This window comes from Faecalibacterium tardum (assembly GCF_040096515.1).
Lineage (GTDB): Bacteria > Bacillota > Clostridia > Oscillospirales > Ruminococcaceae > Faecalibacterium > Faecalibacterium tardum.
Genome location: NZ_JBBMEO010000009.1, coordinates 27,312 through 40,335, shown reverse-complemented (window position 1 = coordinate 40,335; position 13,024 = coordinate 27,312). Strand labels below are relative to the sequence as shown.

The window sequence follows — 13,024 nt, the reverse complement described above, 5'->3', positions numbered from 1 at the left end:
TATTATATAATAAACATAGGAATCTGTAAAATTCTGTCCGCAGGTTTTTTCAGGCTGCGGACGGTACAAAAATTTTCAGGAGGCAACACAGATGAAGATTCTGGTTATTAACTGCGGTTCTTCTTCCCTGAAGTATCAGCTGATCGATATGGACGGCGAGAAGGTGCTGTGCAAAGGCCTGTGCGAGCGCATCGGCATGGAGAGCAGCATGATCACTCACGAGGCCAACGGCACCAAGGCTACCACCCCGGCGATCTTCCCCACCCACACCGAGGCTTTTGCAGAGGTCGTGAAGAAGATGACCACTGGTGCAGGCAAGTGCATCAATGACGTGAGCGAGATCGACGCCATCGGTCACCGCGTCGTGCACGGCGGCGAGAAGTTCAAGAGCAGCTGCCTGATTACCGATGAGGTCATCAACACTCTGCGTGAGCTGAGCCCGCTGGCTCCTCTGCACAACCCCGCCGGTATTCTGGGTATCGAGGCCGCCCGCAAGGTGTTCGGCAACATTCCCATGGTGGCTGTGTTCGACACCGCTTTCCACAGCACCATGCCGCCGAAGGCTTATATGTACGCCATCCCCTACGAGTACTACGAGAAGTACGGCGTGCGCCGCTACGGCTTCCACGGCACCAGCCACAAGTACGTTGCCTACAAGGCAGCCGAGTATCTGGAGGAGCCCATTGAGCGCCTGAAGCTGATCACCTGCCATCTGGGCAACGGTTCTTCCATTGCCGCAGTCGATCAGGGCAAGGTGGTGGATACCTCCATGGGCATGACCCCGCTGGCCGGCCTGATGATGGGTACCCGCTGCGGCGACCTGGACCCCTCTGTGGTCAACTACCTGAAGTACACCCTGAACATCACCGGCCACGAGCTGGACGAGATCCTGAACAAGAAGTCCGGTCTGCTGGGCATCTCCGGTGTTTCCAGCGACAAGCGTGACGTGGAAGAGGCTGCCGCGGCCGGCAACAAGCGCGCACAGCTGGCTTCCGATATGCTGAACTATCAGATCAAAAAGACCATTGGCAGCTACATTGCAGCCATGGGCGGCGTGGATGCCATCGTCTTTACCGGCGGCATCGGCGAGCACGATGCCATTGCCCGTGCAAAGATTTGCCACCACATGGATTGGCTGGGCATCCGCATCGACACCGAGAAGAACAAGCACCCCGTGGGCGATGTGTGCGAGATCACCGCTTGGGGCGCAAAGGTGCGCACGCTGGTCATTGCTACCGACGAGGAGCTGATGATCGCCCGCGACACCAAGGAAGTCATCGAGAAGTAAGCTTTTCCCAAAGGGCTTTGCAGGGGCTGCTGCACAGAGTGTGCGGTAGCCCCTTTTTCACGAGAAAAGACCAAACCGGAAACGACTTCTTCACCGGAAAATTTCCCGTTTTCCCTTTACGGCCCCTTCTGTGAAAATGCGTTTGGAGCGGCCCGCAGGCCGCGACAAACGCGAACTATAATAAATTTTCCTCTATTTATGGCCAGAGCACAAGCGGAGGCCATTTTCAATCGTCTGCGTCCAAAAGCGGTGCGCCGCTTTTCTATCTTCCGGCGGTGATTTTACCCAAATATATGCTGTCGGTTTGTGCCATGTGTACAAATAAAAGGGCGAACGGTTGTTTTTTGGTTGACAAATCTCAAAAATAACGGTACAATAGGAAAGTCCTCAATCCGAGGGCGTTTATCTATTCAAGCCCCTGGTAAGCTTACTGATCAGCGCGATGGTCCCAAAACCAAAGGTATGGTTACAATCCTTCCGTGGGCAAGAACTAACTAAAGAGGAGATACTACTATGTTTGAAGACAAGACTCTGGTCTGCAAGGACTGCGGTAAGGAATTTGTTTGGACTGCCGGCGAGCAGGAGTTCTACGCTTCTCGCGGCTTCGAGAACCAGCCCCAGCGCTGCAAGCCCTGCCGTGACGCCCGCAAGAACGGCGGCGCACGCAGCAACAGCGGCGAGCGTCAGATGTTCGACGCTGTCTGCGCAGCTTGCGGCAAGGCCTGCAAGGTTCCCTTCCAGCCCCGTGAGGACCGTCCGGTCTACTGCTCCGACTGCTTCGCTCGCATGAAGCAGAACTAAGCGCTGATTTTCATTTAAATCGGTAACAAAGCCCCCCGCTGCCAGTCGGCAGCGGGGGGCTTTTTGCGTTTCTCTTCAGGGATGCTTGCGCTGATTTGCGCCCGAGAGCAGCAGCACTGCGCGGCACAGCCGCAGCTTGAGCAGCAGCAGCTTTACCCGGTCGTTCCGGCTTTGCATGACGTGCAGCGGGATGTTGCGTACTGCTGTGTGCACGCGGGGCTTTTGCAGGGTGCTGCGCAGCCATGCGGTCTGCTCTGCAAGGGAAAGCGGACTGCACCCAAGATTCTTGACACCCATCATCAGATCGCGGACGGTGCAGTAGTTCGCCTTTGCGCGGTGCATGGGGCTGTTCTGCAAGCCCCACGCAGCAACGGTGTCCCACACGGCGTCACTGAGATAAAAGTTATCCTCCAGCCGTTCCGGGTGGTAGCTGTTGGACAGACTACCCCGCCGGGCGATCGTGTAGTGGTACAGCGGCTTTTCCAGCACCACCAGACAGCCGGGGTCCCTGCGATAGAAGGCTACGAAAAACAGCCCGTCCTCCCCCAGCTGATGGCAGGGAAAGCGCAGATGGTGCTGCTCCAGAAACGCTCTGCGGAACAGCTTATTGATGATCAGATACGAGGACGCCATCTCGTCAAAATGCTCCTTGAAGGGCTCGCCCCGGTACACGCCGGAGAGGGCGCAGCCGCTGGTCTGTGTGTGCAGCAGCTGGTCCTTTTCATCATAGCTGTCCAGATACAACCCAAACTCCACGCAGTCCGCATCCGCGTCCCGGGCGGCGCTGTACAGCAGCTCTGCGGCGTCCGGCTCCACCCAGTCGTCCGGGTCCAGAAAGAAGATATATTCTCCCCGGGCGGCATCCAGACCCGCGTTGCGGGCAGCGGCTACGCCGCCGTTGGGCTGGTCGATAAAGCGAAAGCGCGCGTCCTCGGCAGCAGCCTGTGCGCATAGCGCGGCGCTACCGTCCTTGGAGCCATCGTTGATGAGGATGGCCTCGAAGTCGGTCAGGGTCTGCGCCCGCAGTGAGCGCAGCGCCCGGGGCAGCAGGCGTTCCATATTATAAATGGGTAGTATAAACGTAATACAGGGCATTGTTTTCACTCCTTGCTGTCACACTTCCTTCATCAGAATACGGATGCGGTCCCGCATCTCCTGCCGACTGTCCGGCATCCACACCTTGGGCTCCGGGGGCTTTTTGCGCTCCATGGCATAGGCAAGCGTCACCAGACGCAGCGCCATCGCGCTCCAGAAATAAAAGGCAGTATTATCGGTCAGGTAGGTCACCGTCATATAGCCCAGCTCACACATATATAAAAGCGCAGTCTGCTGGTCTGCATAGCGCTGCCAGAACAGCGGGGTCAGAACATACTGGATGCCGGACCAGAGCAGAAAACCGGGAAATCCTACCTCTACAAAGACCTTCAGGATGTCGTTGTGAAAAGGAATGGCCTGGTTGAGGAGTCCCGCATTGTACCACTGGGCAATGATGGTATCCACATATTCAAAGCCGTGGCCGAGATAGGTGATGGAAAATTCATAGTAGGGATTTGCCATGCTCCACAGGTAGTCCCGTCCCATCATATCGATGCCAAAGCGCAGTAGAAGCGCTGTAATGATACCATTGCGCACACAATAGAGGAACGCCAGAAAAAACAGGATGTAGCACCCGCCCACTGCCGGGTAAAACCAGTTGGGGACTTTGCGCTTGCGGAGAAGCAGAGCGATCAAGATGAACAGGACCACTGCCGGGATGGCGATGCGCTTCATGCCGACCAGAAAAAACCAGCAGCAGAGCAGCAGATACCGCCGACGCTTGCGTTTTTCCTGCGGGGTGGAATGGGGCGCAAAGACGGCGTAATACAAAACCATCTGTCCGAACACAAAGGTCAGGTCGTGGATCTCCAGCTGCAGCGCATAGCCATCCGCATCGCCGAAGGTGACCAGACAGGTGATGAGAGACTGGAGGCTGGCTGCAAGACCGTAGCCGGGAATGCTCAGCAGCATGATGGCCGTGTTGGCAATGCAGATGCTGATGGTAAACAGGTCGATGGCTTTTTCCCGGAACAGATAGACCAGCGCCACGGCAGTGAGGATGGCAATGCTTTGGAACATAAGCTTGGAGCAGCTGCGGATCATGGAGGGCACCGCAGCAAAGCTTTCGATCCAGATGACCATCGACCAGAAAAACAGTGCCGCCATCAGGGACATATACAGCAGGGTAGGCTTCCAGATCTCCCGGAGGCGTGTTTCGTCCGGGTAAAACAGAGTGTATAGCACCGCAAGCCCGATCACTCCCAGAGAGATGGCCTTGGGAAGGCCACCCAGCGTGGTGTTGATCGGCTTCCACTCTCCCAACCCTGCTCCGGCCAGAAAGAACACGCAGCTGATGGTCAGCAGTTTTTGCCACAGCGGGCTGTCCTTATAAAACAAAGAGGCCGGAGTTTTCCGGCTGTAATCCTTTTTGGTCAGGATCTGATCCAATGTGCGCATGAAAAAGGGTTCTCCTTTTGTAGCGGGTGTTCCCGCAGATGACTTACGCCTCTCCGCTCAGCTGCAAGTACTGCTGCTGCAAGCGGGCGGCGGCGATGTTGATATCGTAGCCCGCCTGCCGGATCAGCTCTGCGCCGGCAGAACGGTTGCAGGGCTGTTGGAGCATCCGCTGCAAGCCTGCCGCCCAGTCTGCATTGCTGGCAGAAAGCGGGATCTGGATGGCGCGGGGCGAAAGCAGCACCTCTTCCGGCACTGCGTCCGAAAATACGCACCCCAGCCCGGCGGCCTGCGCCTCGATGCCCACCACCGGCAGACCCTCGAAGCGGGAGGGCATGACGAAGAGATCCATCAACTGGTACCAGTCTGCCACATTGCTTTGCAGCCCGGCAAACAGGATATGGTCTGTGATGCCCAGTTCCTGTGCCTGTGCGCGAACAGCCGGTTCCAGCCTGCCGGTGCCGATGAGCACCAGCATCGCCCGGGGCTCCAGCTGCAAAAAGGCAGCAAAGATCTCCAGCAGACGTTCATGGTTCTTGCGGACGTCAAAGCGCCCTACATGGCCCAGCACCACCCGATCCTCCAGCCCGTAACGCGCCCGCATTTCCGCGCGGACGGCAGGGGTAAACCGGAAGGTCTCCGGCTCAATGGCGTTGGGAATGATCTGTCCCCGGCGCTCCCAGTCCGCCTTGCCGAAATAGTAGATGCCTGCGTCCCGGCCGCAGGCCCACAGGTGGGTGGCTGCGCCGGGCAGCAGCCGCTTGCAGAGCATCTTCAGCGGCCACTTATAGTCCCGGACGATCCAGATATTATGGGCGTGGGCAATGCGCACGGGCAGCCCCGCCTTCTCCGCGCCCTTCAGGGCGTACAGTCCCATGGCCTCGTTGTGGGCGTGCAGGATGCGGATGCGGGGGTCTGCGGCCACGGTCTGCTGCACAAAGCGCAGATATGCCGGGTAATGCAGCGGGTCAAGCCCCGGGCTTTGGTAGATATGCCCGCCCAGACGGCGGATCTCGTCGTCGTAGTCGCCGGGCTTTTTCTTGTTGACGATAAAATCAAACTGAACCTTGCTGCGGTCGATATGCCGGTAGTAGTTCATCAGCATGGTCTCGATCCCGCCGCGGTCCATATTGCTGACCGAATGCAGCACTCGTATCATAAATTTCTCCCTTTATCTGTGTTTGCAGCCCTTATGTCAGGTTTTCTGCGGCAGCAAGATACTGTCCATAGTTTTTCGCCGCCAGTGCCTGATGCAGTGCCAGCAGACGGCTGTCCTGCACGCAGATATCCTGTGGGGCGTAGTACGCAGCATACATCTGCTGCATCACCAGAAATGCCGCCTGCTGGACGGTTTCGTCCAAACGGGAGAGCCGGTACCATGCCAGCGCGATGTGCTGTAACAAAAGCTGCTGCACCTGCGCAGAGTGCACTTCTTTTTTCTGTGCCAGATCCGCCATCAGATACCGCATGATCCATACGGTATCCACTGCCTTTGCCTTTTTGCGGGAGCGCAGTGTGATGCCCAGCGGGTTCCGGGTATAGTTATAGACATACGCCGGAATCAGGTAATGGGCAGGCCGGAAAGGGCCGATGCAGAAGGCAAAGATCGTATCCTCGAACCAGTAGCCCTCCGGGAATTTCAGATGGGCGAAAATGCTGCTGCGGATCACCTTGCCCCATGCCATGCCATAGGGGGTCTGCCCGGTTTCGGCAGCAGATCCCTCCCGGTAGCCCGTCCGGCCAAAGACAAGGCCGTGCCCGGTAATGTTGACAAAGCCGCCCTGCACAATGTCGGCGTTCGTTTCCACCGCTTTGGACAGCAGCGCCTCTACGGCACCTTTGCGCAGCGTGTCGTCTGAGTCCACAAACAGGATGTACTTTCCCCGGATATGCTCCAGTGCGCGGTTTCGTGCCCCGGAAAGCCCGCGGTTAGATTGTGTAAGGATCTCTACCCGGGGGTCAGCGCGGTATCGCTCCAGCAGCTCCGGTGTTTTATCGGTAGAGCCATCGTTGACCAGTGACACAAAAAATGTATAGCCGGTCTTTTGTGAAAGGATCGAGTCCACACAGCGAACAATGGTGCGCGCAACATTGTAGCACGGTACAATAATGTGCAGGTCGTACTGCGGGGTTATACGGTTGTCGGCCTGTATAGTCCCTGTGGAGATCGGTGCAAGAGCTTTCAGGTAGTTCTCTGCGGCAGCTGCATCGGGAAACGCCAGCGCAGACGGAGCTGCGCCGGTGTGCCGTTTCCCATGGGTCAGCTTTTTCAGCAATTGTTTCATCTACGTTCTCCGGCTTTTTCAGGTTTCAGAAATTCCAAGGATAGCGCCGCCCTCCTCTGCGGTCAGGGCCATTTTTTTCTGTGCGCAGCGCACAAGGTCGCGCACATGGTAGAGCTCCTCCTCCGAGGAAGTGGCCCATGCAGCGGTGAACAGGATGGGGTACTCCGGGTTCAGCTTGTTGTACTCGTCCACCTGACTTTGCAGGATGCGGATCATGACTTCTGCCTTCCGGCTGCTGCATTCATCAAAGAAGGCAAGGAACTTGCCCGCGCCGTTGTAGCCCACCGTGCCGTCGGTGTCGCCCATCAGCTGCACCAGACCGGAAAAATCCTTCAGGATGCCGTCGCCCACGGTGTAGCCGAAGCGGCGGCTCATCTCGGTCAGATTGTCCAGCTGCAAGGCAAAGCAGGTGTAGTCCTCCGGCAGGATGCGGCCGGCCATGCCGGTGATGTACACATTGAGCTTTTCGCGGTTGGGCAGGCCGGTCTTTTTGTCCACATACAACAGATAATCCACCACATCCGAGAGACGTCCCAGCAGAACGGCACCGCAGCAGCCGATCACAAAGAACAGCACCAGCGCCAGCATCAGGTACAGCTTGACATTGATGGCGGCAGCCACCTGCACCGAGCTGATCATCTTTAGATAATCCGCGCTGATGTACAGGTTCAGCTCCTTGCTGCTGGTATTGATGATCTCGTAGTAGCTTTTCAGCTGCGCCTCGTAGTCGTTGATCATGCTTTCCATTGCAGTATGCTGTTCGTCTGTACCGCCAAAATCCACGTTGCGGAAGCTTTGCAGGATCTCCTCCTGAAACTGCCGGTCGATCTGGCTGGCAGCCACCTGCTGTTCCAGCGACACCAGCTTCAGCACCAGACCGTCATAGGTGGTCTGTGCCTTATCGCCCGCGCCCTCCAGCTCGATGTTGTTCAGGATGTATTCTGCGGACACCACCTCGCCCTGGTCGGTAAAGTAGTTTTTCAGCAGGTCGGCGTTCTTGTACACATACTGGTCGGTCAGGCTCCACAGGCTGTCCCGCTGTTCGGTGGTGATCTGCTCGTCCTGCTTTGCAGTCTCAATGCAGTTGGCCAGATATTCCTGCAGCACCGTGCCGTCCCGCACCTGCGGGCCGTTGAGCACATAGGCGTACAGCGCCGGGATGGTGTATTTTTTGAAATCGGAATAGATATCGCACAGATCTGCATAGGTGTAGCCGGTGCGGGAGGAGCGGAAGTCTGGGTAATGTTCCCGCTTGCTCAGCAGGTAGTTCTGCATCTCGGTGGTATCGTTTTCCAGAATGCGGATGCACTCGTAGTAGTCGTAGCCGTTGTCCAGCAGACCGGACGAAGGGTTGAGCGAGAGCTTCTGCTCCACATATTTTTCCGTATAATAGGTGCAGTAGCTCTGGATGATAGCATCCAGCATATTGCGGGCATAGCCCGCGCCTAGCGCTCCGTCTACCACGAGGCTCACCTTGTAGGTGTCTGGGAAGTAGGTCACCTCTTCGCCCTTATCCAGTAAGGCATCATTGATGGTCTGCTGATCCTCTGAAATCACCGGTGTCACCGAAATGTTGGAACGGATGGTGCTCAGCCGCCCGGAAGCGCCCAGCGCATCCATGGCTTGCGAAATGACCGTGGAGGAATAGATCTCGTTGACATCCAGCTCGCTGCCGTCCGGGGTGTAGCCGTCCGAGATGCCGTCGTTGGTATAGCGGATGATGACAGAGGCTGTGTACATCTGCCGCCCGTCTGCATACAGGTAGATGGCGGCTGCACCTGCCAGCGCGACCAGAAAGATCAGGATGCTGAAACGCTTCAGATAGCGCAGGATCTCAAACTTTTTCATTTGTGGTGCCTTACCTTTCTGCGTTTCCGTTCGTGGAGCAGCCATGCGCCGCCCAGCATCACGGCAACAGACTCCATCAGGGTCTTTTTCAGGCTCAGCCGCTGGATAAAGGAGGATGAACCGTAGGCAAATGTGATATAGTTCTGGGATTTATACTTGACGTAGGCTTTGTCCAGCACGAACAGCTGCTCCGAGATCTCGTTGATGGCAGCTTCCAGCTTGTTTACCATGGCCTGTGCCTCGGCCAAGCGCGGCTGCCCGGCGTCCAGCTCCCGGATCTTCTGGATCACATAGTTCGTGCTCACGATCTCGGACTGGTAATCGGTGGCATCGGACAGAGAAGCATCTGCCGCCCGCGCCAGCGCGTCCATGGCGGTCTTGGTGCGGGACATATAGTATTCGCTGTCCTCATCCACGGTGGGGATCATCATGATGGAGGTCATGGACTTTTCGTAGATGGAAATGCCCTTTTTATCGGCGTCATAATAAGCCTGCTGGGTGCGCATGGCAAGATCGTCGATCTTGTTCTTGTATTCCAGAATGCTGGTCAGCATGGACGGGTCGCGGGCAACGCCGCCCTCAATGACAAAGGCCATGGCATTGGGTAAATCGTAATCCACCAGATTGTTGATCTTTTTACCCAGCGTGGTAAAGTTGTTGGTAGCAGAGTCGGGGTTTGCCTCGTCCGTAAAGCTTTTGTTCTCCTGCAGACGAGCGTTCAGGTAGCGGTTCAGCCCCTCAGCGCGCACCTCCAACTCGTTCAGCCGCAGATAAGGCTCACACGCAGAGGTCACTTCCAGCTTTTCCTTCAGCAGGCTCTGGTTGTCGCAGTAGTTGCTCTGAAAGATCTCCCGGTAGGATTCGCACACGCTCTGCAAAAGATCCGTGGCCTTGCGGCTGCCAAGCTCCAGCTTGCGGGCGTTGATGGAAAGATAGTAGTTGGTGCTGATATATTCGCTGCCGTTGGCGCTGCCGGTGCCTTCCGGGCTGAGATAAAGGCACTGGGCCAGCTGGGAGGCAGTCAGGCTGTCCTGCAAGCCCACCCGCCGGATGGCGCGTTTCATCACCTCGTCCGAAACGATCTCATAGGCGTTGAAGCGGGTCTTGTTGGGGTTCATGCCCAGCGCGGCCTCAGAGTAATTGAAGGAGATGCTGGCGGTGGCGCTGTCCGCACTTTTGAAATAGTGAACCAGCCCGAACAGACAGCACAAGGTCAGCAGGCAGAGAAACAGGCGGTATTTATTTGTCCAGATATGGCGCAGCGCCTGTTTGATCTTTTCTTTGATGTCATCCATGGCATTCTACCCTTTTGCAGCGGCCTGCACGCGCGGTGCAGACTGCTTAGTCGATGTCAATGACCGAAAGCTCCGGCACATTGTTGATGCGGGGCGCCCAGCTGGAATCGCCCAGTCCCCGGCTTACAATGAGGGTGGCGTTGTTGGCAAGCCCATAGCTGCCCCCGGCATAGTCGGGGAAAAAGCCCTCCTCGGCACTGTAAAGCGGGCCGATCTTTGGCAGCCGCACGATGCCGCCGTGGGTGTGCCCGGCAAGACCCAGCTCAAAGGAATAATTTTCCAGATGCTCGGTAAAGTAGGTGGGCACATGCGCCAGACAGATGCGCAGGTCGTAGTCCGTCTGCTGCTCTGCGGCGTCCATAAAGGTACTGGCACCGTAGTTATAAAAGTCCTTCGGGCTGCCCTCCACGCCCAGAATGCTGATGATATTGTCGTGGACGGTATAGCGCGCCTCCTCATTGCGCAGGATGGTCACCCCGGCGGCGGTGAACTTTTCCACCAGAGCCTGATCGCCGTTCAGAAAATACAGCTCGTCCTCGTGGTTGCCCATCACGCCGCACACCGGCGCGATCTCGCTCAGCTGACTGCACAGGGAAAGCATATTATCATAGCTGGAACCTTCGCCGTAGGTCACAAGGTCGCCGCCCAGCAAAATCAGATCCGGGGCAAGGCTGCGGATATCCTGCACCAGATCGCAATTATCCTGCCCGTACTCCCGCAGATGTACATCGGTGAGAAAAACGACCCGGCAGCTCTGGGTCAGCTTGCGGGAATGGATCTGATAAAACTCTGCGGTATAGTGGGTACGGTTATAGCAGATATTCTGCCACAGTGCCCCGCCGATCAGAGCGAGCAAGGCAACAAGAACCAGCAAGGTCAGCAGTACCTGCTTCCAGAGAGATGCTGTCCTCTGTGCGCCGCCGCTGTGTGTGTGTCTGCTATTTTGCACTGCGCCTTTTCCGTGCTTTGCTTTGATAAAGGCCACATCCTTTCTGTGGGGGAACGTTGCATGGAGACGTGCACAGCACAAGGCCGCAGCTCATCTCTCTAAAAACGAATACAAGAATTGATATATAAAGAAATTATAACATATTTATAGTGAAAAGCAAAGAGTGCATCTCTGTCGTGAGCGGATTTCACATTTGGGAACTCCCATCAAAAAAGGGATGCCGCGCACGCAGCATCCCTTTTGTATATTTGCAGATCAATCGTCGTCGCTGTCCAGCTTGAGCACGGCGGTAAAGGCCTCGCTGGGCAGGGAAACGCTGCCCAGCTGACGCATCTTCTTTTTGCCTTCCTTCTGCTTTTCCAGCAGCTTCTTTTTACGGGAGATATCGCCGCCGTAGCACTTGGCCAGCACGTCCTTGCGCATGGCCTTGACCGTCTCGCGGGCAATGATCTTGCCGCCGATGGCTGCCTGTACCGGGATCTCGAACAGGTTGCGCGGGATGTTGTCCCGCAGCTTTTCGCAGATGCGGCGTCCCTTGGCGTAGGCGTTGTCCCGGAACACGATCATGGACAAAGCGTCCACGGGGTCGCCGTTGAGCAAAAAGTCCAGCTTGACCAGATCGCTCTCGCGGTACTCCTTGAACTCGTAGTCGTAGCTGGCGTAGCCCCGGCTGCGGCTCTTGATGGCGTCAAAGAAGTCGTACACGATCTCGCCCAGCGGCAGCGCGTAGTGCAGGTCCACCCGCACATCGTCCAGATACTTCATGTCGATCAGCACGCCGCGCTTGCTCTGGCACAGATCCATCAGGCCGCCCACATAGTCGTTGGGAGTGTACAGATGCACATCCACAAAGGGCTCTTCCTGTTTGACGATATTGCTGGGGTCCGGGTAGTTGGAAGGGTTGTCGATCATTTCCACTGTGCCGTCGGTCAGGGTCAGACGGTAGCGCACGCTGGGGGTGGTGGTGATGATATCCAGATCGAACTCCCGCTCCAAGCGCTCGGTGATGATCTCCATGTGCAGCAGACCCAAGAAGCCGCAGCGGAAGCCGAAGCCCAGTGCGGCACTGGTCTCCAGCTCAAAGGTCAGGGAGGCATCGTTCAGCTGCAATTTTTCCAGTGCGTCCTTCAGGTCGGGGTACTTGGCACCATCGGCAGGGTAGATGCCGCAGAACACCATGGGCTTGACCTGACGGTAGCCGGGCAGCGCTTCTGCGGTGGGGCGCTCTGCCAGCGTGACGGTATCGCCCACGCGGGTGTCCTGCACCGTCTTGATGCTGGCGGTCAGGTAGCCTACCTCACCGGCCTGCAGCTGGGCACAGGGGGTCAGGGAGGTGGCACCCATGTGACCTACCTCCACCAGCGTGAACTCTGCGCCGGTAGCCATCATGCGGATGGTGTCGCCGGGCTTTACCGTGCCCTCGAATACGCGGATGTAAACGATGACGCCCTTGTAGCTGTCATAGATGCTGTCGAAGATCAGCGCCTTTAAGGGTGCGTCAGGGTCGCCGGTGGGGGCGGGGATATCGCTGACCACACGCTCCAGCACCTGATCGACGTTCAGGCCGGTCTTGGCGGAGACGCGGGGCGCGTCCATGCAGGGCAGGCCGATCACGTCCTCCACCTCCTGCGCCACCTCGTCCGGGTGAGCGCTGGGCAGGTCGATCTTGTTCAGGATGGGCACCAGTTCCAGATCGTGCTCCAGTGCCATATAGGTATTTGCCAGCGTCTGCGCCTCCACGCCCTGTGTAGCGTCTACCACCAGGATCGCGCCCTCGCAGGCGGCCAGACTGCGGCTGACCTCGTAGGCAAAGTCCACATGACCCGGGGTGTCGATCAGGTTGAACTCGTAGGTCTTGCCGTCCTTTGCAGTATAGTTCATGGTCACGGCACGCGCCTTGATGGTAATGCCGCGCTCGCGCTCGATATCCATGTTGTCAAGGATCTGATCCTCCATGGTGCGCTCGTCCACGCTCTTGGTCAGTTCCAGAATGCGGTCGGACAGGGTGGATTTGCCGTGGTCGATATGTGCAATGATGCAGAAGTTGCGGATGTTGTCTCTTGCCATG

The 13,024-nt window shown here is 57.2% G+C and carries 10 protein-coding genes; 2 read left to right on the top strand and 8 right to left on the bottom strand.

The genetic code is table 11. The features are described from left to right. Nucleotides 1–91: 91 nt before the first annotated feature. Both WMO44_RS07700 and WMO44_RS07695 read left to right on the top strand, forming a co-directional pair. Nucleotides 92–1,288, top strand: coding sequence for an acetate/propionate family kinase (locus WMO44_RS07700; RefSeq protein WP_349152231.1), 1,197 nt, complete (start codon nucleotides 92–94; stop codon nucleotides 1,286–1,288). Nucleotides 1,289–1,801: 513 nt separating this feature from the next. Next, nucleotides 1,802–2,089 (top strand): zinc-ribbon domain containing protein, encoded by a 288-nt coding sequence (locus tag WMO44_RS07695; protein WP_005921120.1) that lies wholly within the window; start codon nucleotides 1,802–1,804, stop codon nucleotides 2,087–2,089. 75 nt (nucleotides 2,090–2,164) lie between these two features. On the opposite strand, the gene WMO44_RS07690 is transcribed toward WMO44_RS07695, so the two are convergent. The 8 genes from WMO44_RS07690 to lepA form a co-directional block, all read right to left on the bottom strand. Further along, nucleotides 2,165–3,184, bottom strand: coding sequence for a glycosyltransferase family 2 protein (locus WMO44_RS07690; protein ID WP_349152230.1), 1,020 nt, complete (start codon nucleotides 3,182–3,184; stop codon nucleotides 2,165–2,167). Nucleotides 3,185–3,202: 18 nt separating this feature from the next. After that, nucleotides 3,203–4,582: an O-antigen ligase family protein gene (locus WMO44_RS07685; RefSeq protein WP_349152229.1), complete on the bottom strand. Its 1,380-nt coding sequence runs from the start codon at nucleotides 4,580–4,582 to the stop codon at nucleotides 3,203–3,205. Between the two features lie 43 nt (nucleotides 4,583–4,625). After that, entirely contained in the window at nucleotides 4,626–5,738 is a 1,113-nt protein-coding gene (locus WMO44_RS07680; protein WP_349152228.1) for a glycosyltransferase family 1 protein, read from the bottom strand. 31 nt (nucleotides 5,739–5,769) lie between these two features. Beyond that, entirely contained in the window at nucleotides 5,770–6,864 is a 1,095-nt protein-coding gene (locus WMO44_RS07675) for a glycosyltransferase family 2 protein (protein WP_349152227.1), read from the bottom strand. 18 nt (nucleotides 6,865–6,882) lie between these two features. Continuing rightward, complete coding sequence (locus WMO44_RS07670; protein WP_349152226.1) at nucleotides 6,883–8,712, bottom strand: diguanylate cyclase domain-containing protein; 1,830 nt, start codon at nucleotides 8,710–8,712, stop codon at nucleotides 6,883–6,885. Next, nucleotides 8,709–10,007 (bottom strand): hypothetical protein, encoded by a 1,299-nt coding sequence (locus WMO44_RS07665; RefSeq protein ID WP_349152225.1) that lies wholly within the window; start codon nucleotides 10,005–10,007, stop codon nucleotides 8,709–8,711. The genes WMO44_RS07670 and WMO44_RS07665 overlap by 4 nt, the downstream gene beginning before the upstream one ends. 46 nt (nucleotides 10,008–10,053) lie before the next feature. Then, the gene (locus WMO44_RS07660; protein WP_349152224.1) at nucleotides 10,054–10,881 is read right to left on the bottom strand and encodes a metallophosphoesterase; all 828 of its coding nucleotides are present in this window, start codon (nucleotides 10,879–10,881) and stop codon (nucleotides 10,054–10,056) included. A gap of 330 nt (nucleotides 10,882–11,211) precedes the next feature. Further along, a complete protein-coding gene (lepA, locus tag WMO44_RS07655; protein ID WP_349152223.1) occupies nucleotides 11,212–13,023 on the bottom strand; it encodes a translation elongation factor 4 in 1,812 nt (603 codons plus the stop codon). Nucleotide 13,024 lies beyond the last annotated feature (1 nt).